This is a genomic window from Streptococcus parasanguinis (genome assembly GCF_009717775.1).
Lineage (GTDB): Bacteria > Bacillota > Bacilli > Lactobacillales > Streptococcaceae > Streptococcus > Streptococcus parasanguinis_AG.
The window spans coordinates 1-20389 of sequence record NZ_WMZF01000006.1 but is presented as its reverse complement, the minus strand read 5'-3'; the positions used below and the strand labels follow the sequence as shown (position 1 = coordinate 20389).

Sequence of the window (20389 nt, the reverse complement as noted above, 5' to 3'; positions counted from 1 at the left end):
TCCTTTTCTATTTCAAAAATAATTTCATAATATCATTCCAGGTGACAGCAATCATCAAAATAACCATTACAGCTACACCTGCAAGCGTCATATAGGTTTCTACTTCTTGTTTCAGTGGCTTTCTCCGGACGACCTCGATCAAATTGATCAAGATTTTACCGCCATCCAAAGCCGGAATCGGGATTAGATTGAAGATCCCAATATTAATAGAGAGCATGGCCATAAGAGACAAGACTGCCGGAATCCCTAATTGAGCAGCTTGTGAGCTGGCATTGTAGATGGCAACCGGACCACCCAGTTTATTGAGACTAAAGTGGAAAATGATATCTTTCAAAGCTCCCAGAATCCGTGTCGCTGTATTCCAGGTATCTGTAAAACCAGACAAGAGTTTATCCACAAATCCTGTCTTGAGGCCGTTTGTCACACCCAAATAGTAACGATTCCCTGACTTGGTTGGCTTCACTTTGACTTCTTTTTCTTGGCCGTCTGTCTTGACTTTCAGGGTCAATTCAGGAGCCGTCTTGCTGTCCTTGGTTGCTTTCTCGACAGCATCTGTCAGCTCATCCCAGTTGCTAACGGTATCGTTATTGACTTGAAGGATCTGAACATTGCTTTTAACACCAACCTTAGCTAGCGCCCCATCGGGTGCCACCTGAACATTGTTGCTGTAGTAATCAATCGCACCACCGCGCATAAAGGCTAAGAGTGAATAGACGACAATACTGAGGATAAAGTTGTTCATAGGACCCGCAAAGTTGGTGATCAACCGTCCCCAAATGCTGGCATTCTGATACTGAACATCTCTCGGCGCAATCCGCACTTCTGTCCCATCTTCCTCAACAATAGTCGCATCATGATCGACATCATAAGTCTTGGTCTCATCGAGAACCAAGCCCGTGATTTCTAATTTATCTTCAAAGTCAAACTGGGTAACATTCATGGGAAGGGCTGTCTGATCCAGATTCTTTCCTGAAAGATTGATCCGGACGACCTTACCAGCCTCATTTAGCGTCAAGCTGACAGGCGTTCCGATTTTAATCTCAGTTGTGTCCTCACCCCATCCAGCCATACGAACATAGCCACCTAAAGGTAGAATGCGAATCGTATAGGCTGTTCCATCTTGACCAATATGGGCAAAGATCTTGGGACCCATCCCGATCGAGAATTCTCGCACCAGGATGCCCGATTTTTTTGCAAAATAGAAATGACCAAACTCGTGAACGAGAACGATCACTCCAAAAATAACAATAAAGGCAATAAACTGCATCGTTCTATACGTGGTTTCCTTTCTATTTCTTCTGTCTTAGAACAAACCCAAGAAATGCATCAAGGGAAAGACAAAAATCAAACTATCAAAGCGGTCTAGAACACCACCATGTCCTGGAATAAATTTCCCAGAATCTTTCACACCGAAGTGGCGTTTAATCGCACTCTCTACCAGATCTCCAAACTGACCTGCAATACTAAAGAGGATGGTAAAGAAGATCATAGCAAGAAAACCATGTCCACCTGCCACAGAGCGATCCACGATCATATAGATCACAGTTACCGCAACTGCAGACAAGATTCCCCCAAGACTGCCTTCAATCGTTTTATTAGGAGAAACCGCAGGCATGAGCTTGCGTTTCCCAAACCGGCTTCCTACCAGATAAGCACCTGAATCTGTAGCCCAGACAATAAAGAGGGCTAACAAAACCTTATCAATACCAGCGATTCGCGCATCTACTAAGGAATGGAAGCCGAGTCCAACATAAAAGCTGGAGGCAATGGGGTAGACCACATCTTCATAATTGTAATTCTGAGCAAGAACAGTTGTCCCCATGAGAATCAAGACAACCAGACCATAGGCAATCATATTGCCATCTGCTGGAAGGTAAGGGAGGTAGTCCTCGATCGGCAAAGTCAGGACGAAGGCCGCTAACATGGCTAGCGCTCCTTCAAAAGTCGCTGTCTCAAGCCCCTTCATCTTGAGCAATTCATGAACCCCTAGCATGGCGATCAAGCCAATCACAATCTGGAAGAACACCCCTCCAACCATTACTGTTGGAATGAAAAAGAGCAGGGCAATTCCTCCAAAAATCACACGTTTTTGTAAATCTTTCGTCATCATCTTCTCCTAAACACCACCAAATCTCCGATGGCGATGGCTATATTCTACTATGGCACTTCGTAGTGCTTCCTCTCCAAAATCTGGCCACATCACATCTGTGAAATACAACTCACTATAAGCAGCCTGCCAAGGAAGGAAATTACTCAAACGGATCTCTCCGCTGGTACGGATAATCAAATCCGGATCCCTTAGGACGCGTGGCAAACTCTCAGTATAGAGAGAATCTGCGATCATCTCTTCTGTGATATCTTCCGGACTGAACTTCGCATCCAAGACCTCTTGGGCGATCTGCTTCACGGCCTGGGTGATCTCAGCACGTCCACCATAATTGAGCGCGAAATTCAGGATCAAGCCTGTATTGAGATGGGTCATCGCTTCTGCTCTTTCCAAAGCCTCCAGCGTTTCTTTGGGTAATTTCTTGGTATCACCGATCATTTGAATCTTGACATTGTTGCGATGCAATTCGGGGACGAAACGATCATAAAACTCGACCGGCAAGTGCATGATGAACTTGACTTCATCTTCAGGGCGTGTCCAGTTTTCCGTAGAAAAGGCATAGACAGTCAGGACCTGAACCCCCATATTTTTTGCTGCAATGGTCACTTCTTGGAGAGCTTCCATCCCTGCCTTATGACCGAAGACGCGCGGTTGCATCCGCTTTTTCGCCCAGCGACCATTGCCATCCATAATGATCCCAATGTGTTTCGGGACTTCTAAAGGTATCTCGATTTTTTCTTTTTTCTTAAAACGAAACATGTTTTTCTACCTATTTCAATATTTATCGCTTCATTATACCATAAATCCCCATAAAATAGGGACTCTGGCCTCTTTTTTGAACCAGCAAGGCTTTCCTTCATCACATCGTCCTATTTGCCCACCAAAAAAGAGGCCCTTGCCTCTTCTTTGATGATTATTCTTCGATGGCTGAATCGGCATCTGAGCTAGCACCTTCTGTAGCAGTGGCTGAGATTCCTTCTGATACAGGAAGAACTGTTTTGATCGCTCCCAATTCAAAGGTCAGGTAGACACCATCAACATCCAAGACAACGGTCTTGCGATCTGTATCGACTTCATCGATGGTTCCGTACAAGCCACCAATCGTGATGACTTCATTTCCTTTTTGAAGTTTATTCAAACTTTCCATCCGTTTTTGATACTGTTTCTTTTGGCTACGGCTCATGAAGTACATCAAACCGACCATAAGAACGAGCATAATTAGCAAACTTCCGCCTTGCATATGTTTCTCCTTTAATTTTCATATATGCTATACTATATCAAATTTCGCCCGTCTTTTCAAGTTTTCCCATCCTCTTCAAGTAAAATCAGACTCCAGTATTAGAGAGGAGGCAAGTTTTGATGAAAAAGAAAAAAACCACGAAAAGTGGGCTACTGACTAGTCAATCGTAATGCCATACTTTTCATGATTCTCATCATACCAATCAATCAAGGCCAAAGCCGTTTGATAGGTAATATTTTTGATTTTACTCGTTCCCTTCGTCAAAGTCGCTAAGCTCATTTTGCTGATGTTTGTTTCAGTTGCGACACGATAGCTCGTCAAGCGACCGTCAACCATCAGTTGAACAACGGCTTCCACTTTTCTGTATTCGGGAGTTGAGTAGATATCAATTGTATTGCTCATCTTACTTCCATTCCTCAAATTTTATTCTTGTATAGATTATATACTTATTTTCTTTATTTATTAATAATTTTGCTCAAATTGGATTAATTTCACTAATTATTGATGTTTTTTTACCCCAAATAGGAGGATTTTGGCCTTATACGGCGAATAATTTCCCCCAGGTGGGAAGAAAAAATAAAGACTGCTATATGATAGCAGTCTCTATTTTTCACAAACTAATTCGCCTTAATCTGCTTGTTTATCAGCGTTTTCTTCCTTCTTTGTGTCTTTTTCTCTGATCACAAGGACACCATCTTCCATGTCTGCTTCGAGATGTTTGGCATCCAAGTTATCCAAGTGGAAGTCTGTGACTTTGTCACGGATTTGTTGTTCAACTACCCGACGGAGTGGACGAACACCCATCACTTCATCATAACCTTCTTCAGTCATGTATTCTTTAGCTGCATCGCTCACTGCCAAGTCGATTTCTTTCTTAGAAAGGGTCTTATTGACATCTACCAACATCAAATCAACAATCTTAGAAAGGTCTTCCTTGCTCAAGTGTGAGAATTCAATGACAGCGTTGAAACGGTTGAGGAATTCTGGACGGAAGTAAGGTTTCAAACGATCCATGAGTTCTGGTTTATCCGCATCTTCTGTCAAGTTAGCTTCGTAACCAAATCCAGCGTTTGAAGTGGCGATAATCACAGTATTCTTGAAGTTGACCGTGTTCCCTTGACCATCTGTCAAACGACCATCATCCAAAACTTGAAGGAGAAGGGTGATCACTTGAGGATCCGCCTTTTCAATTTCGTCAAGAAGGACGATAGAGTAAGGGTTACGGCGAACACGTTCTGTCAAGGTATTGCTGTTGTCATCGTAACCAACATAACCAGCTGTTGTACCAATCAATTTAGAAACGGCTGTGCGGTCGCTGTATTCTGACATATCCAAACGGATGATCGCATCTTTGGTTCCGAACATATCAAGCGCCAATTGTTTAGCCAATTCAGTCTTACCGACACCAGTAGGACCTACAAAGAGGAAGCTACCGATTGGACGGTTCCCTTCGTCAAATCCTGCACGGTTCCGACGGATAGCACGTGCCACTGCTTCAACGGCTTTATCTTGACCGATAACCTTAGTTTGCAAGCGGTGACCCATATCTTTCAAACGTTCAATATCAGTTGCACCCATTTGAGACACTGGAATACCCGTCATCCGTTCTACTGATTCAGCCACATCGTTGATTGTTGCTGTTACTTTATGGTCTTCCGTATGGTTTTCAATTTTCTTTTCAAGTTCTTCGATACGAACTTTTGCTTTCAAAGCTGCTTCGTAATCTTCTTTAGCCGCAGCTTCTTCTTGTTTGGTTTTTTCTTCTTCAATTTCATGTTCCACAGCATGGACATCTGTTACAGGATGTTGGGCTGCCAAGTGAGCAGCTGTCACATCGACCAAGTCAATGGCCTTATCAGGCAAGCTACGTTGTGGAATGTATTGGATCGAATAATCAACTGCTGCTTTCAAAACTTCATCTGGCAAGATGACATTGTGGTGTTTTTCATAAAGATCACGGATCCCTTGGAGAATCTTGAAAGTATCTTCAGCTGATGGAGCATTGACTTTCACTTCGTTGAAACGACGAGCAAGAGCCGCATTCTTCAAGATGGTGTTACGATATTCATCTTGAGTGGTTGCACCAATGACAGTCAATTCCCCACGTGAAAGAGCAGGTTTGATGATATCCGCAAGACCTTTAGATCCTTGACCATCACCTGTGCTGCCTGCACCAAGGATTTGATGGATTTCATCAAAGAAGAGAATGACATTTCCCATAGCCTTGACTTCTTGGATCAGATTTTGAATATTTTCTTCAAAGCTACCACGGTATTGCGTACCAGCTTCTAGACCAGAAATATCAATCGAGATGATTTCTTTGTTTTTGATAGCCGCTGGAACATCCCCGTTCACAATAGCTTGTGCCAAACCTTCTACAACTGCTGTTTTACCAACACCGGCATCCCCTACAAGGACAGGGTTGTTCTTGGTACGACGAGACAAGATTTCAGCAGTTTCTTGAATTTCTTTATTACGTCCGATGACCGGATCCAATTTTCCTTCACGAGCTTCTTCGGTCAAGTTACGACCAAGTTTTGCAAGGATCCCATCTTGTTTCATTCCTTTACCTTGATGGTGTTGCACTTGCTCACTTCCTTCATTTGGAAGTTGACCAGTTTGGCGGTAAATAGCGAATTCTTCTGGTGTCACTTCACGACCGTTGATCATGTAGCGACGGCTTTCAGAACGAAAACCACCCATGTTTCCCATTAGTTGATTGAAAAGATCATCCATATTGTTAAAGTTGTTATTCATATTGTATACCTCTAATTTACATAATTTTAATTCATTCTTGAAAATTAGCAGACCAATTGGCTGCTGCTTAATTGTTTACATAATTTTAATTCATTAATTTAATAATAGCCCTACAGGCTAACAGTTTCTATTTTCCCTTTTATCAATTAGTTGTCTTAATTTTGGAAATAGCATATCACCATCTCCTTTCCACTATTGATCTTGTAAACCAGTAGGTTTTTTCAACCTCTTTTTGTTTACATAAATTATTATAACGCAGACTGAATTATTTGTCAACACTTTTTTACATAATTTTTTAAATTTATTAAAAAAATCTGGAGTCACTCCAGATTCCATTTTAAATAGAAGTTCTTGGCTAGATAGATTTAAATTTCCCAGCTTTTTCTTGAATAACTGTCTGTACATTTTTAGCAAATTGCCCCACCATGGACTGATCCAGTTGTTTTCCAACTACCTGGACGTCTTCTTCGGCTACTGTTGCAATCGCAGTCAAGCCATCATTGTAACGTTTCTCAACTCCTGCCTTGCAGGTCAATAAAACGGGCGCATAGACAACACGGATTAAATCTTTTTCAAGTTTCTTTCGGCTTTCGATGATCCTCATCTTATCTTTCATATCTAAATCAAAAAAATCTTTGACTGGACTATCACCCATACTTCCTCCTCTTCTATACTATGAAACTTTATCTTGTGCAAACTCCTCTTCCAGTTGGCGTCTATCTTTCCGGTAGGATTGCCATAAATTCTCTTCCTCGATTTCGATCTGTTTTAAGGCTACTTGTGCAGCTTCTCTAGCTTCGAGATCATACTCTTCGATACAGCGATGGAGGGACTCCCATCCACAATTGACATCAACCTCCTGCTCTTGTAAGAAGGAAGCTGCCATCGCAAACTCTTCTTCCAGCATCTGGGTGAAGAGCTGCTGTTTTCTTTCCACTAGGCAACGCTTTTCATCTAGCTCCAAACGCGCTTTTTGGAACTCTCTTTCCAAGTGATCTAGTTTCTTTTCCTTTTTTGAAAAAGTAGATGAAATTAATAAGCTAGTTGTTCCCACTGGTTCATTTCTCCTGCTATTTCTTGATCTTTTGCTTTTAAGAGCTCAATTCCTGCATTCACTTGCTCGTTTAAAGCATGGAATTCATTCGATAAGGACTGATATGTAGCCAAACGATTGTCAAACCTTTCTCTTACTTCAGTGACAATTGTTTGCTTTGTTGCACCAGCCTGTGCATAGGCCTCTTCTACTTCCACAAGATTGAGAATGAAGCCTTTCGGAACGGTCTGTAATACTTTCTCCAAAGCTTCTAAATCTGTATCCAGTTGTGCCTTAGATTTCTGAGCTTGCTCCAGCCCTTCATCCACTACTCGAATCAGCTCATCAGAAGCCAAGCGCGCCTGCAAAGCATCCAGATAGATCCGTTCACTTGAGCTCAGTCCACCACCTGTTTTTTGCAATTTATCCTTTAGGCGATAGTAAACCTTCATCCGCTCTTCAATGATTTCCTTGCGAGTGATGGCTTCCGTTCCCTTTTCAAGAACCAAATTCCCGTCCTTATCATAGATATAACCATGCATCATGTGCTGAAGGCCCGTATTTATCAAATTCTTAGTTTTGAGGTGCTTGACAATCCCACTGGATTCCTTGCTTCCAGAATCCTGATAGCCCAAGCTAACCAAATCTTTATGGTCAATGTGGTTGTAGATTTTGTACTTCAGCGAATCTATACGCACTTTTTGCTCAGGTGTTAAGATAGGATAGGCATTAGGGCCATTATATAGGTGTACGGTCCCAATATGAGAAGCTTCCTCTTCCGTCAAACAGGCAAGCGCATACTGAATATTCATAGAACCCAGAGAGTGACCGTATAGATCGATCTTGGCATTGGGGTATTTTCGGATCACCTCTTTCAAATGAGCTGCAGCATCTTTAAACTGCGGAGGCGGGAAAGTCCCGTTTTCATCATTGTATTTTTTTAAAAAAGCAGCTCCCACTAAAGCGGGAAATTTAACCTGTTCTTCGGCTGTCCTTTCTGCAAAAAAGCCGACCACATCTGATGCTTTTTCCTGTACGAAATTGCTGACAGGATTATCCAGCGCTTTTTTCATAAACCTACCTAAGGGTGTGGCCTCCGGAGGAAGATTAACAGAAGTAGGAATAATCGCATCTTCAAAAGCTTCTACAAAATTATTAAAACTATCCTTAGCCTTATCTCGCGCATAATTCTTCGCATATTCGGTTGCATACTCGCTCGCACCACCAGGGTTCAAAATATTGGAAGCTGCTGGCAAATCTGTCTTTACCCAATCCGTATATGTATCATGGAGTAATTTTTGTGTACTTATTTCAGTTTCAGATCCCTTCATCAAGACAGTCACGTCATGGATTTGGGCACGTTCTTCATCTGAAGCAGTATAGGGGACTGGATCTTGTTCAACACCCTTGCCACTATCCGTTAGTACGAAGACTTGTTCTTCATTGCCATTTACACTATCATAGATGTGAGAAACATTGCCAACATATTCACTACCTTCTTTAATTTTTTGATTTTTTCCTAATTTTAATGATCTATATTCAATTAATGATGCTTCTACATGCTGTCTGTCTGAAAAATTTGTGTTATTTACCATATTCATCTCCCCTCAGTAAACGACTTAACTCTGCAGAAATACCATAACTTCCAGCCTCAAATTCTCCCGAATCTTCCATATGAACAGTAGTATCAATAGTTAGTTTTTCATCATTATTGACTTCCAAATATACATTCATCCCACCCATTGGATTGTATTCCAATTGATTTTCCAAGATTTTATACGAGTGTATTTTCCCCTGCGGAGTTAATGCTTCAGGATCAATATCCTTTAACATATTTTCAATCGCCACTTTCATCTTCTTACTCTCTGCAATTTGAATCATTTCTTGTTTCTTGGCAGATTGTCCATTAAAAAAGCTACAGCCTCCTAAGCTCAGGCTAAATACTACCATTATCAACACAATAAATTTACTTTTTTTCATCTTCTTCCCATTCTTTCTTCAGGTTTCTTAGAATTTATTATACAAAATTCTATTCATACCTGAAATGTTACTTTTGTTAAAAAATGTTGCCAAATCGTTACAAGCACTAGCTATTGATGTAACATATTGGTTTTGATCCATAAATGTTTCTATTTAACTATATTAGATTAGGGGTGTTTACCTAAATGAGTTTATTTCCCAGCCTCTTCTGCTTCACTTAACAGATCACTTAATTTTGCTGAAATACCGTAACTACCTGCTTCGAACTGTCCTGAATCTTCCATTTGAACAGTCGTATCGATCGTTAACTTTTTATCGCCATTGATAACGAGATAGACATTCATCCCTCCCATTGGATTGTATTCCAATTCACCTTTTATCAGGGTATAGGAGTGAATGACTCCTTCTGAAGTGAAAGCTTTCGGATCGATACTGATTAACAAGTGTTTTATCGCTCGCTCCATTTTCGTGCTTTCTGCAATCTGAATCATTTCCCTTCTCTCAGCAGCTTTATCTGTAAAAAGACTGCAGCCTCCTAGAAACAAAGTCAGTAAGAATAGTAGCATTAATCGTTGTTTTTTATCAGTCATATGTTCCCTCTCACTTATATTATTCGTAATGATTTTTAAAAAATGACCCAATTTTTAAAAATTTTTTCCAGAACCTAAAAAACACACCCTTACTAGGTGTGTCTCTTGTTAAATCATGTATTCGACGCTATAAGTGGCATCGGATAAAATCCGTGAGAGGAATTGTTTGGTTCGCTCTTCCTTTGGACTATTGAAGAATTCATGCGGTTCATTTTCTTCGATGATGTGTCCGCCATCCATAAAGATAACGTGGTTAGCCACATCACGCGCAAAGCCCATCTCATGGGTTACGACAACCATAGTCACTCCTTCTTGGGCCAATTGCTTCATGACATCTAAGACGTCACCGACCAACTCTGGGTCTAGCGCTGAAGTCGGTTCGTCCAGCAAGATCACGTCTGGTTTGACCGCGATAGCACGCGCAATCCCGATCCGTTGCTGCTGACCACCTGACAATTGAGAAGGATAGTAATCCTTATAAGCGAGGAGGCCGACTTTTTCAAGGGCGGATTCTGCCCGTTGGATGGCTTCTTCTTTTGGAATCTTCCGAGCCACAATCAGGCCCTCTAAGATATTTTCAATCGCTGTTTTATTAGCGAAGAGATTGTAATGCTGGAAGACAAAGGCTGTCTTTTGGCGGATTTCTAGAATCTCTTTTTTGCTGAGTTTTGAGAGGTCATACTCTTTTCCACCTAGGGTTAGGTGACCTGTATCTGCCTTTTCCAAGTGATTGAGGCAGCGAAGGAAGGTTGTTTTTCCTGATCCAGATGGCCCCAAAATAACGACGACATCCCCTTGGTTGACCTTGAGATTAACATCCACCAGCACTTGGTGGTCCTTAAATTTTTTCGATACGTGTTCTACTTCTAACATCTTCTTATTTCTCCTTCTTCTATGCGAGTGTCAGGCGTTTTTCTAAGCGATTGAATCCCCACTGAATCACTCCACAAATGACAATATAAAGAATAAAAATCACTAGATAGGATTCAAAATATTGATAGCCATAAGAGGCTTCGACCTTGGCAATTGCGGTAATATCCTTGATGGTCATGACAAAGACAAGGGAAGTTCCTTTGACCAAGTTGATAACCAAGTTACACAAATTAGGAAGGGCTGCACGCAAGGCTTGTGGAAAAACAATGCGGATATAGGCTTGGCGATTGGTCAAACCGATGGCTTGCGCTGCTTCAAGCTGGCCCTTATCCACCGTCAGAATAGCTGACCGTAGAATTTCAGCAAGACTCCCCGTTGTCATCAAGCTAAAGATGATAAAGGCATAGTAAATGGGATTGATCTCAAAGACATTAAAGTGACTGCCAATACTCTTAAAAAAGCTATTTAAGAGGCTGGGAAAGAGACTATAAAAGAAGAGAATCAAGAGAATCGGAGGCGTCGCGCGGATAAAGGCTAAGTAAATCACTGAGAAACTGCGAACACCTTTGACCTTATAGATCTGACCGAGTGCCAAAAAGAGGGCTGGAAAGAAACTCAAAAGAATCGATACGACCATGATCAGAAGGGTCACTGGAACACCACCCAAGGTGGCTAGAAATGCTTTACTAATAAAATTGAAATCCATAAGCTACCTTTCTGTTACACTGAGTCGTTTCTCAAGGAGTTGAGCGGAGAAGGAGATCACAAGGGCAATTGCCCAGTAGATCACTGCTACGGCTGTATACGTCTCAAGGGAATAATTTCCGAGATTGCGGCTGATCAAATTATTTCCTGCTCCCATGATATCGATAAAGCCAATAGTATAAGCCAAAGCGGCGTCGCGCATGAGGTTCAAGATAGCCGTCGTCATATTTGGAAGAGCCACGCGAAAGGCTTGGGGAAGGACAATCCGCCAAATGGTTTGAGCTGGCGTCAAGCCGATACTCAAGCCAGCCTCCATCTGACCTTTGGGAATGGCCAAATAGGCTGCCTTAAAGACCTCAGAAATCATCGCGGCAAAGAGAAGAAACATGGCCACAAGGACAAAGACAAACTTGGACCAGTGGTCAATGTCAATGCCCAACCACCAGTTCAAAAATTGGGGCAGTCCATAAAAGACCAAAAAGAGCAAGACAATTGGAGGGGTACAACGCAAGGTAAAGACATAGCCTTTTGCCAGACTTGCTCCTACCTTCTCTTCTGATACTTGTGCCCAAGTCAAAACCAAGCCAAATGCAGAACCAAGAAGCGTCGTTAACACCATCAAAGCTAAGGTCGCTGGTAGAGCTTGGACCAAGGTTGGAAGAAATGACCAGACCTTGGAAATGTCGTATGAGACCATGTTTCTTTTCCTTTCTGTATCCGGATAGAAATAAGGAAGCTGGGGCTATGCGCACCCAGTTCCATCTTATTTCTCTTTATCTACATAACTGAAGACATCTTCACCGAAATATTTTTTCGACAATTTAGCAAGTGTCCCATCTTTTTCCAATTCTTTGATAGCCTTGCTGTATGCTTCCGCAAATTTTTCGTTTTTCTTATCCTTATGGATCAATGGGTAAGTTGGAATTCCTTTGTAGGCAAACCAGCTAAGTTTGTCCGCGTATTGGTGGTAAGAACCATCTTTATCTGTGACAGCTTTTTCAAAGGAAAGTTTGATGTCAAAGAAGGCATCGTAACGTCCTTCAAGAACCCAAGCATAGGCATCTGCGACTTTGAAAGATTCCGCAGCTGTTAATTCGATTTGTTGGTCCTTATGCTTTTCATTGTATTCTTTAATAACATTCCACTGCGCATTTTGTGGTGAAATTGGAACCAATTTTCCTTTTTCTTTAGCGAAGTCATCGATGTTCTTGTATTTATTCGCATCTTCTTTCCGTACGGTAAATCCGATGATACTTGCTCCAATTGGTTCTTTTGGAATGATAAATTTCTTAGCACGTTCTTCGGTATACCAAGCTCCTTTGGTTCCGATATCGTATTTACCAGATTCTAGACCGATTAAGAGATCGTCATCACTTGTTCCAGTGTACTCAAACTTGTAGTCTGGTAGTTTTTCGTCAATGGCTTTGAGAACGGCTACTTCATAGCCATCTGATTCTCCTTTTTCATCAACGAAATCATACGGTACATAGTTTTGAGTGTGGGCTACTTTCAAGGTTGTTACCTTGTTCGTTCCTGTTGAGCCTTTGCTGTCGTTTGCATGGTTCAAGCTCCGTCCAAGAATGGTTGCACCTGCAATGGCAAGTACTGCTACCCCACCGATAATCCATGTTTTTTTACTCATACTCTGTTCTCCCTTTTCTATTTTCCTTATTCTGCTGCAGCTTCACGAACCCATTCGATTCGTTCTTCATCAATGTCACTTGGAATCGTACAATCCGCACCGATGACCAAGCCTGTGGTTCCGGTTTCTGCGATGATGCGTTTGGTTTCTGCTTGGATCGCAGCCTTATCTCCTGTGTAAAGAAGACCATTTTTACCATTTTCAAAGCCACCAAGAACCGTGCGTCCACCGAAGATTTCGCGTCCTTCTGCTAGGCTGATTCCTTCTGGTCCGACTGCCCAGTTAATGACTTGGGCTGGGTAGTCTGTGAAGAGATAGATATCATTGCGAGCTCCTTCGTAGCCACAGATATGAAGAATATTTACGCCACCGGCTTCATTGGCCGCCTCTAAGACATGGAGTTCACTCGGTGCAATAATGTTTTTATAGACTTCTTGTGTAACCCGCGCATCTTGGATACTTTGAACACTGAGGTAGATCCCGTCTGCTCCTGCTTCTTTAATGATGCGTTGGCTCAAACTTGCAATATCTTGGCCAATTGTATCCAATACTTTTTTAAGAGTTGCTGCATCTTGATCGATAAAGTTGGCGATCAAGTCATCTCCTCCTGAAACTTCTCCGACCAACCATTTGAAGTAGGTCACCGGAGCAAAGATATTGTAGATAGCCACAATGTCTTCTTCAAAACCGGCACGGATTTTTTTAACGAGCTCTACTTGCTCTGTGATCCATGGATGATCTGCTCCGAGTGGTTCAATCCCTGCTAAGTCAGAGATGTTTTCAAGGCCTTTGTGAATGGCTGGATTTGGATAAGCAAAGTAACCATCACTCATGAGTTTGACAAAGTCTGGTTTGACCTTGTGAAGGAAGTTTTTATGGCCATTGAGGTTTTTTTCAATAATTTCCGGATTTGAAAATCCTTTCAACCATTCTTCTTCTGTTGTAAAATGATGCCAAAATCCAACTGGCACACGGTCGACTGCTTCTCCTTTGAAAGCTTTTAACACTAATTCTCTTTTTGATGACATGTTCTTACCTCGTTCTAATCTTTTCTTGTTTGTTATCTTATCACTTCGATAATTGTTTGACTAATATATATTTTTTATCAAGCTCTTCATCTTTTTTTATCACTGATCTTCAAGGAGTAGAATTCCTGCTAGGTCAGATGGGCGGATGAGGGAGAAACTATGAGCTGGAATCTTCTCCAGTCTTGCCATATCTGGATCTTTTTTTGCTTTCCCCTGACTGCTTGCTAGAGCTACTTTACTGAGCCCTAGAAGCAAAAACAAAACGGTTACCAGGATACACCATACATCGATTTTTTTCATCTCCCTCTCCTTTCTTCTTACAATACAGCTGCTTGACGTACCCAATCTAAGCGTTCCAATTGGAAATCATCTGGCACGGTACAGTCTGCTCCAAGAATCAAACCACGGCTTCCGGCTTCAGCCACCAAGCGACGCGTTTCTTGCTCAATAGCTTCTCGTTCCCCTTGGTAGAGCAAACCTTTCTTGCCGTTGACAAAGCCACCCAAAACGGCACGATCGCCGAAAAGTTTACGACCTGCGGCTAGGCTCAGACCTTCATGATGGGTCGCCCAGTTAATGACTTGAGCTGGATAATCCTTGAAGAGCTCCACTTCATTGCTGGCCCCTTCAAAACCACAAATATGAAGGATATTGATGCCTCCAGCTTCATTGGCTGCTTCTAGGACAGCGATGCTGCTAGGCTCAATGAACTTGCGGTATTCTTCATCTGTCACACGCTCATCTTGGATCTGCTGGGTTGAAAAGTAAATACCTTCAATACCTGCTTCTTGGATCAAGCGACGACTTAAAGTAGCGATGTCTCCTGCAATCACGTCAAGGACATGAGCTAAAGTTTCTGGATCTTCCTTGATAAAGTCTGCAATCACTTGGTCTCCACGAGATTGGTCCGTACGGAACCAGCGTTTCAAATAAGAAATGGGCGAGAAGATATTGTAGAAAGAAGCAATCTCTTCATGGAAATGAGAACAAATTTCCTTGACCACCTCGATTTGTTTTTCAATCCATGGATGATGCTCTCCAATCGGTTGAATATCCTTCAATTCTCGGATCGATTGGATCTCTCTCGAATAAAGAGCACTCGGATAGCGGAAGAAGCCATCACTCATGATCTTGACAAAATCAGGTGAAATTTCTTCTACATAGTGTTGGTGGCCCTTAATACTTTTTTCTACTACAGCCGGATTGTCTAGACCCAATTCTTTTTCTTCTTGGGTCACATAATGGAGCCAAAATCCTACAGGGATTCGCTCTACTGTTTCGCCTCGAATGGCACGAAGAACCAATTCTTTTTTACTCATACTGTACATCCTCCTCAATATTTCTCCAACAGAAAGACTGACTGCTTTCCTTCTGGAATTTGTAACCATGATATCACCTCAAAAAGTAGCTGACTAATATATTTTCCCTATCAAGGCCTTAAAATTTCTTTATTGAGAAAGCCATCAAAAAAACGCAAGCCCTTGAAAATAGGGACTTGCGGCTATCTTTCTTTATTCTTTCATTTTAGAAGAAAAAGGCTGCTTTGATCTTTTCTTGATCCGGTTATAGCAAAAAACTATACCCCTTCTTTTGAAGGAAAAAATGGCGTATGTTAAAGCAAAGAAACCTTTCATAACAGCATTTTTCCTCCTTTGTTCTTTTCACCGATTCCTAGACACCTTCTTCTCTTTCTTGTCAGGCAAGATTGAAAGGAGTATAATTTTTATAGAATAATTTTAAGGAGTGTACGGTTTATGAAAACAACAAAAACCACCTTTACCATCGTTTCTGCTCTTGCTTCTGTCATTTTACTGACGAGTTGTGGAAGCAACACCACTAAAACGCAAGAGACAAAAGCAAGTAGCACTAAAAATCAGGTGACGATGACCTATGATCAGCAGCGCTCACAAGAAAATACCATGTCTGTTCTCTGGTACCAAAAGGCAGCAGAAACCAAGGCTTTGTATTTACAAGGCTACAATGTCGCTACTGACCGTTTGAAAGAGATCCTCCAAACTCCTTCTGATAAGCCTTATTCCATCGTCTTGGATTTGGACGAAACTGTTTTAGACAACAGCCCTTACCAAGTTCAAAACGTCAAAGATGGTACGGCCTTCAATCCTAAAGATTGGGATGTTTGGGTGAAAAAAGCAGCCGCAAAAGCGGTGCCAGGTGCCAAAGATTTTCTTCAATATGCGGATCAAAACGGGGTTCAAATCTACTACATTTCTGACCGTACAACCTCTCAAGTAGATGATACCATCAAGAATCTTGAAAAAGAAGGCATTCCTGTTCAAGGACGTGACCACCTCATGTTCTTAGAAGATGGCGTCAAATCAAAAGAAGGCCGTCGCCAAGCTGTGCAAGAAAAGACCAATCTTGTCTTGCTTTTTGGGGACAACCTGGTTGACTTTGCAGACTTCTCTAAGACATCTGAAGCTGATCGCGACAAGAAATTGGACGAATTGCAAAAAGAATTTGGTGAAAAATTCATCATCTTCCCAAATCCAATGTATGGATCATGGGAATCTGCTGTCTACCAAGGTAAAAAACTAGATGCCAAGGGACAAACAGAAGAACGCCTCAAAGCCTTGCAAGGTTTTGACAAATAAAGCAAACATCCTCGCTAGGAAAAACCTAACGAGGATGTTTTTTCTATATAAACAAGTTTATTCAACGGTTACAGACTTAGCAAGGTTCCGTGGTTTATCAACATCGAGCCCACGATGAAGGGTTGCAAAGTAGGCAATCAATTGGGTTGGCACCACCATTGAGATTGGAGAGAGGTAAGGGTGAACCGCTGTCAAGACCAAATCATCTGTCTCTTTAGCGACATTTTCTTCTGCAATGGTTAAGACATGAGCCCCACGTGCTGCCACTTCTTGGATGTTCCCACGTGTGTGGCTGGCTAGGACTGGATCAGACAAGAGGGCGATGACCGGTGTACCGTCTTCGATCAGAGCGATGGTACCGTGTTTCAACTCACCCGCAGCGAAGCCTTCACATTGGATGTAAGAAATTTCTTTTAGTTTCAAACTAGCTTCCATGGCAACATAGTAATCTTGACCACGTCCGATATAGAAAGCATTGCGGGTTGTTTCCAACAAGCCACGAACTTTTTCATCGATCACTTCTTTTTCTGAAAGGGTTGATTCGATCGATTGGGCAACGATAGACAATTCGTGCACCAAATCAAAGGCTTTGGCCTTCTCATTGCCATTGGCTTCCCCAACAGCTTTAGCCAGAAAGGCAAGGGCTGCGATTTGAGCCGTATAAGCCTTAGTAGAAGCTACCGCAATTTCAGGACCAGCATGGAGCAACATAGTCATGTCTGCTTCACGTGAAAGAGTTGAACCTGGAACATTGGTCACTGTCAAGCTTGGAATGCCCATTTCATTGGCTTTGACCAATACTTGGCGGCTATCAGCTGTTTCACCAGATTGGCTGATAAAGATGAAGAGTGGTTTCTTGCTGAGAAGTGGCATACCATACCCCCACTCAGATGAAATACCGAGTTCTACTGGGGTATCTGTCAACTCTTCCAACATTTTTTTAGACGCAAATCCAGCATGGTAAGAGGTACCAGCCGCAAGGATATAGATGCGGTCTGCCTCTTGAACAGCCTTGATAATAGCTGGATCTACCACTACTTGACCAGATTCATCTGTATAGGCTTGGATCAACTTACGCATGACAGTTGGTTGCTCATCGATTTCTTTGAGCATGTAGTATGGGTAAGTCCCTTTTCCAATATCAGAAAGGTCAAGTTCAGCCGTGTAGCTAGCCCGTTCTTTGACGTTTCCATCATAGTCTTGTACTTCAACGCTGTCAGCCTTGACAATGACCAACTCTTGGTCATGGATTTCCATATATTGGTTAGTTTCGCGAATCATGGCCATGGCATCAGAGCAGACCATATTGTAGCCATCGCCAAGACCGATCAAGAGTGGTGATTTATTTTTTGCCACATAGATGATGCTTGGATCTTCCGCATCCATCAATGCAAAAGCATAGGCCCCACGGATGATGTGGAGGGCTTTTTTGAAGGCTTCGAGCGTAGACAAGCCATCTTCTTCAGCAAATTTTCCGATCAAGTGGGCTGCGATTTCTGTATCTGTTTGCCCCTTGAAATGGTGACCTGCTAGGTATTCTTCCTTGATTTCAAGGTAGTTTTCAATGACACCATTGTGTACCAAAACAAAGCGACCTGTCTCCGAACGGTGTGGGTGGGCATTATCCTCAGTTGGTTTTCCGTGAGTTGCCCAACGAGTATGTCCGATCCCAGCTGTTCCTTCAACACCTTCTGCCTTAGACGACAATTCTGCAATGCGGCCAACTGCCTTTACCAATTGGCTCTTGCCTTCACTAGCCAGAAAAACACCCGCAGAGTCATAACCTCGGTATTCGAGCTTTTCAAGTCCTTGAATCAAAATATCAGTAGCATTTGTATTTCCTACAACACCAACGATTCCGCACATAGTCTTTACGATATAGCCTTGCTATACTTTCCCCTTTACTTAGTCAAACGACCCATGGTCGATTTCTCAGTTACTTTGAAATTGGTCTAGTCTAATTTACCAAAAAAGTAACCAGCGGAGTCAGTATACAATGCTTCTTCCAGTTTGTCAACTAGGAAATATAAGAAAATTGGTCTAGTTAAGAAAGGGTTAAGAAAAGAGGCTGGGACAAAAGTCCTAGCCTCTCAATTGACTTTGGATTATCGAGCAAGACGCAGTGGTTGAGTGGACTCTACTACGCTGATTTCATCAGCTTTTACAGCCCTACTCAACTGTGCGGAGGTGGGACGACGAAATCGAATTCTAACGAATGACCGATTTCTGTCCCACTCTCTGTTTTTCTATTCTTCAAATCCATTCTGCTGGCTCAATTCACGGAACCAATGGCCGGATTTTTTGAGGGTGCGTTTTTGACTTTCGAGATCCAACTCAACTAAACCATAGCGGTTCTTGTAGCCATTGAGCCAAGACCAGCAGTCAATAAAGGTCCAGATCAAATAGCCTTTACAATTGGCACCATCTTGAATAGCCCGATGGAGCTCACGAAGATGGTCTTTGACAAAGTCAATCCGGTAGTCGTCTTGGATCACTCCATCCTTGCGGAATTTTTCCTCTCCTTCGACCCCCATCCCATTTTCTGTCAGGATCCACTCGATATTGCCATAGTTTTCCTTGATATTTTTGGCAATGTCATACAGGCCTTGCTCATAGATTTCCCAACCACGGTGGGGATTAATCTTGCGACCTGGCATGACATAGGGTTCATAAAATTGCTCAAAGAGTAGGGGAGAAGCTGGATTCGGAGCATAACGAGGAGCTGCTACACGGAGTGGTTGGTAATAGTTAACACCTAGATAGTCGACGGTATTTTCCTCCATCAAGCGCAACTCAAAGGGATCATAATCTGGCAAGAGATCACGCTCCCGCAAGATCTCCACTAATTCTTGAGGATAGTGGCCAAGAACCGAAGGATCTAAAAAAGATTTGGCTTGAAAGAGCTCGGCGATACGAGCAGCTTTAATATCTTCTGGATGCTGACTCCGAGGATAGGCTGGTGTCAAATTGAGCACAATCCCGATCCGGGAATTGGGATCCACCTCGTGACAGGCCTTGACCGCTAGAGAGCTTGCTAACTGGGTGTGGTAGGCTACTTTTACAGCTGCAGCTGCATCTACCTTATGAGGAAAATGGGCATCATAAAAATAACCAAACTCCACAGGCACAATGGGTTCATTAAAGGTGATCCACTGATCAACCAGATCCCCATAGGTCTTGAAACAAAAACGCGCATATTCCTGGTAAGCATAGGCGGTTTCTTTATTTTCCCAACCATCCCCTTGCTCTTGAAGAGCCATCGGTAAATCAAAATGATAGAGGTTGACCAAGAGGTGAATCCCTTTTTCTTTAATCTTTTCAAAGACACGGCGGTAAAAATCAACACCTGCTTGATTGATCTCCCCTCGTCCTTCTGGGAAAATACGGGACCACTGAATAGAGGTTCGAAAGGCGGTGTGCCCAGTTTCTAACAAGAGGTCCAGATCTTCTTCCCAGTGTTCATAAAAAGTCGATGTTTTCTCTGGTCCTTGCCCTTGATAAAAGCGGTTGGGCTCGATCCTATACCAGTAATCCCAGAGATTGTCTCCCTTTCCATCCTGGGCGAAACGTCCTTCCGTTTGAGGGCCCGAGGTCGAACTCCCCCATAAAAAATCCTTTGGAAATTGATACATGTCCTAATCCTCCTCATTCTACTAGCTCTATTGTAGCGAATCCTCCCCCAAAACCTAGGCACAATTTACAGTCTTTCTTACGCAGATTAAAGAAAAAGCCCCTTAGGAAAAATTGAACTGCACCCCAAAAGTTAGACAGAAAAAAATCTAACTTTTGGGGTGTTTTTATTATGAAATTAACTTATGAAGA

21 protein-coding genes are annotated in these 20389 nt (G+C 42.3%); 1 reads left to right on the top strand and 20 read right to left on the bottom strand.

Annotated elements, in window-relative coordinates; genetic code table 11:
• Window positions 1-7 precede the first annotated feature (7 nt).
• The 18 genes from rseP to GMC92_RS07660 form a co-directional block, all read right to left on the bottom strand.
• On the bottom strand, window positions 8-1267 hold the full coding sequence (rseP, locus tag GMC92_RS07745; RefSeq protein WP_155200105.1) for an RIP metalloprotease RseP: 1260 nt from the start codon (window positions 1265-1267) through the stop codon (window positions 8-10).
• Between the two features lie 36 nt (window positions 1268-1303).
• Window positions 1304-2107, bottom strand: a complete 804-nt coding sequence (locus GMC92_RS07740) for a phosphatidate cytidylyltransferase (RefSeq protein WP_023919527.1) — start codon at window positions 2105-2107, stop codon at window positions 1304-1306.
• 9 nt (window positions 2108-2116) lie between these two features.
• Window positions 2117-2866 carry an isoprenyl transferase gene (locus tag GMC92_RS07735; protein WP_003009971.1) on the bottom strand — a complete coding sequence of 250 codons (750 nt, stop codon included), beginning with the start codon at window positions 2864-2866 and terminating at the stop codon, window positions 2117-2119.
• 154 nt (window positions 2867-3020) lie between these two features.
• Window positions 3021-3347 carry a preprotein translocase subunit YajC gene (yajC, locus tag GMC92_RS07730; protein ID WP_003004444.1) on the bottom strand — a complete coding sequence of 109 codons (327 nt, stop codon included), beginning with the start codon at window positions 3345-3347 and terminating at the stop codon, window positions 3021-3023.
• 156 nt (window positions 3348-3503) lie between these two features.
• Window positions 3504-3749, bottom strand: coding sequence for a hypothetical protein (locus GMC92_RS07725; RefSeq protein ID WP_003009969.1), 246 nt, complete (start codon window positions 3747-3749; stop codon window positions 3504-3506).
• A 225-nt stretch (window positions 3750-3974) separates the two neighbouring features.
• Complete coding sequence (locus GMC92_RS07720) at window positions 3975-6104, bottom strand: AAA family ATPase (RefSeq protein ID WP_021154368.1); 2130 nt, start codon at window positions 6102-6104, stop codon at window positions 3975-3977.
• Between the two features lie 355 nt (window positions 6105-6459).
• The gene (locus GMC92_RS07715; RefSeq protein ID WP_049485861.1) at window positions 6460-6759 is read right to left on the bottom strand and encodes a hypothetical protein; all 300 of its coding nucleotides are present in this window, start codon (window positions 6757-6759) and stop codon (window positions 6460-6462) included.
• Window positions 6760-6777: 18 nt separating this feature from the next.
• Entirely contained in the window at window positions 6778-7158 is a 381-nt protein-coding gene (locus GMC92_RS07710) for a type III secretion protein (protein ID WP_049473086.1), read from the bottom strand.
• Complete coding sequence (locus GMC92_RS07705) at window positions 7137-8732, bottom strand: alpha/beta hydrolase family protein (protein ID WP_155200104.1); 1596 nt, start codon at window positions 8730-8732, stop codon at window positions 7137-7139. The genes GMC92_RS07710 and GMC92_RS07705 overlap by 22 nt, the downstream gene beginning before the upstream one ends.
• A complete protein-coding gene (locus GMC92_RS07700) occupies window positions 8722-9117 on the bottom strand; it encodes a DUF1310 family protein (protein ID WP_155200103.1) in 396 nt (131 codons plus the stop codon). Before GMC92_RS07700 ends, GMC92_RS07705 begins: the two co-directional genes overlap by 11 nt.
• Before the next feature lie 191 nt (window positions 9118-9308).
• Entirely contained in the window at window positions 9309-9707 is a 399-nt protein-coding gene (locus GMC92_RS07695) for a DUF1310 family protein (RefSeq protein WP_049473089.1), read from the bottom strand.
• A 108-nt stretch (window positions 9708-9815) separates the two neighbouring features.
• Window positions 9816-10580: an amino acid ABC transporter ATP-binding protein gene (locus GMC92_RS07690; RefSeq protein ID WP_155200102.1), complete on the bottom strand. Its 765-nt coding sequence runs from the start codon at window positions 10578-10580 to the stop codon at window positions 9816-9818.
• A gap of 19 nt (window positions 10581-10599) precedes the next feature.
• On the bottom strand, window positions 10600-11286 hold the full coding sequence (locus GMC92_RS07685) for an amino acid ABC transporter permease (protein ID WP_024056362.1): 687 nt from the start codon (window positions 11284-11286) through the stop codon (window positions 10600-10602).
• A 3-nt stretch (window positions 11287-11289) separates the two neighbouring features.
• Window positions 11290-11982 carry an amino acid ABC transporter permease gene (locus tag GMC92_RS07680; RefSeq protein WP_155200101.1) on the bottom strand — a complete coding sequence of 231 codons (693 nt, stop codon included), beginning with the start codon at window positions 11980-11982 and terminating at the stop codon, window positions 11290-11292.
• Window positions 11983-12048: 66 nt separating this feature from the next.
• Window positions 12049-12927: a transporter substrate-binding domain-containing protein gene (locus tag GMC92_RS07675; RefSeq protein WP_023919545.1), complete on the bottom strand. Its 879-nt coding sequence runs from the start codon at window positions 12925-12927 to the stop codon at window positions 12049-12051.
• A 26-nt stretch (window positions 12928-12953) separates the two neighbouring features.
• Window positions 12954-13955 carry a uroporphyrinogen decarboxylase family protein gene (locus GMC92_RS07670; RefSeq protein WP_023919547.1) on the bottom strand — a complete coding sequence of 334 codons (1002 nt, stop codon included), beginning with the start codon at window positions 13953-13955 and terminating at the stop codon, window positions 12954-12956.
• 99 nt (window positions 13956-14054) lie between these two features.
• On the bottom strand, window positions 14055-14255 hold the full coding sequence (locus GMC92_RS07665) for a hypothetical protein (protein ID WP_023919548.1): 201 nt from the start codon (window positions 14253-14255) through the stop codon (window positions 14055-14057).
• 17 nt (window positions 14256-14272) lie between these two features.
• Window positions 14273-15274 (bottom strand): uroporphyrinogen decarboxylase family protein, encoded by a 1002-nt coding sequence (locus GMC92_RS07660; protein WP_023919550.1) that lies wholly within the window; start codon window positions 15272-15274, stop codon window positions 14273-14275.
• Window positions 15275-15709: 435 nt separating this feature from the next.
• Here GMC92_RS07660 and GMC92_RS07655 point away from each other — a divergent pair, with 435 nt between their 5' ends.
• Window positions 15710-16567, top strand: a complete 858-nt coding sequence (locus GMC92_RS07655; RefSeq protein WP_003004374.1) for a 5'-nucleotidase, lipoprotein e(P4) family — start codon at window positions 15710-15712, stop codon at window positions 16565-16567.
• Between the two features lie 57 nt (window positions 16568-16624).
• On the opposite strand, the gene glmS is transcribed toward GMC92_RS07655, so the two are convergent.
• Both glmS and GMC92_RS07640 read right to left on the bottom strand, forming a co-directional pair.
• Window positions 16625-18433, bottom strand: a complete 1809-nt coding sequence (gene glmS, locus GMC92_RS07650) for a glutamine--fructose-6-phosphate transaminase (isomerizing) (RefSeq protein ID WP_155200100.1) — start codon at window positions 18431-18433, stop codon at window positions 16625-16627.
• A 380-nt stretch (window positions 18434-18813) separates the two neighbouring features.
• Complete coding sequence (locus GMC92_RS07640; RefSeq protein ID WP_155200099.1) at window positions 18814-20199, bottom strand: glycoside hydrolase family 1 protein; 1386 nt, start codon at window positions 20197-20199, stop codon at window positions 18814-18816.
• Window positions 20200-20389 lie beyond the last annotated feature (190 nt).

Bases quoted from the DNA above. Each gene is read 5' to 3' on its own strand.
- rseP (WP_155200105.1), bottom strand. From the start codon at position 1,267: ATGCAGTTTATTGCCTTTATTGTTATTTTTGGAGTGATCGTTCTCGTT.
- GMC92_RS07740 (WP_023919527.1), bottom strand. From the start codon at position 2,107: ATGACGAAAGATTTACAAAAACGTGTGATTTTTGGAGGAATTGCCCTG.
- GMC92_RS07735 (WP_003009971.1), bottom strand. From the start codon at position 2,866: ATGTTTCGTTTTAAGAAAAAAGAAAAAATCGAGATACCTTTAGAAGTC.
- yajC (WP_003004444.1), bottom strand. From the start codon at position 3,347: ATGCAAGGCGGAAGTTTGCTAATTATGCTCGTTCTTATGGTCGGTTTG.
- GMC92_RS07725 (WP_003009969.1), bottom strand. From the start codon at position 3,749: ATGAGCAATACAATTGATATCTACTCAACTCCCGAATACAGAAAAGTG.
- GMC92_RS07720 (WP_021154368.1), bottom strand. From the start codon at position 6,104: ATGAATAACAACTTTAACAATATGGATGATCTTTTCAATCAACTAATG.
- GMC92_RS07715 (WP_049485861.1), bottom strand. From the start codon at position 6,759: ATGGGTGATAGTCCAGTCAAAGATTTTTTTGATTTAGATATGAAAGAT.
- GMC92_RS07705 (WP_155200104.1), bottom strand. From the start codon at position 8,732: ATGGTAAATAACACAAATTTTTCAGACAGACAGCATGTAGAAGCATCA.
- GMC92_RS07700 (WP_155200103.1), bottom strand. From the start codon at position 9,117: ATGAAAAAAAGTAAATTTATTGTGTTGATAATGGTAGTATTTAGCCTG.
- GMC92_RS07695 (WP_049473089.1), bottom strand. From the start codon at position 9,707: ATGACTGATAAAAAACAACGATTAATGCTACTATTCTTACTGACTTTG.
- GMC92_RS07690 (WP_155200102.1), bottom strand. From the start codon at position 10,580: ATGTTAGAAGTAGAACACGTATCGAAAAAATTTAAGGACCACCAAGTG.
- GMC92_RS07685 (WP_024056362.1), bottom strand. From the start codon at position 11,286: ATGGATTTCAATTTTATTAGTAAAGCATTTCTAGCCACCTTGGGTGGT.
- GMC92_RS07680 (WP_155200101.1), bottom strand. From the start codon at position 11,982: ATGGTCTCATACGACATTTCCAAGGTCTGGTCATTTCTTCCAACCTTG.
- GMC92_RS07675 (WP_023919545.1), bottom strand. From the start codon at position 12,927: ATGAGTAAAAAAACATGGATTATCGGTGGGGTAGCAGTACTTGCCATT.
- GMC92_RS07670 (WP_023919547.1), bottom strand. From the start codon at position 13,955: ATGTCATCAAAAAGAGAATTAGTGTTAAAAGCTTTCAAAGGAGAAGCA.
- GMC92_RS07665 (WP_023919548.1), bottom strand. From the start codon at position 14,255: ATGAAAAAAATCGATGTATGGTGTATCCTGGTAACCGTTTTGTTTTTG.
- GMC92_RS07660 (WP_023919550.1), bottom strand. From the start codon at position 15,274: ATGAGTAAAAAAGAATTGGTTCTTCGTGCCATTCGAGGCGAAACAGTA.
- GMC92_RS07655 (WP_003004374.1), top strand. From the start codon at position 15,710: ATGAAAACAACAAAAACCACCTTTACCATCGTTTCTGCTCTTGCTTCT.
- glmS (WP_155200100.1), bottom strand. From the start codon at position 18,433: ATGTGCGGAATCGTTGGTGTTGTAGGAAATACAAATGCTACTGATATT.
- GMC92_RS07640 (WP_155200099.1), bottom strand. From the start codon at position 20,199: ATGTATCAATTTCCAAAGGATTTTTTATGGGGGAGTTCGACCTCGGGC.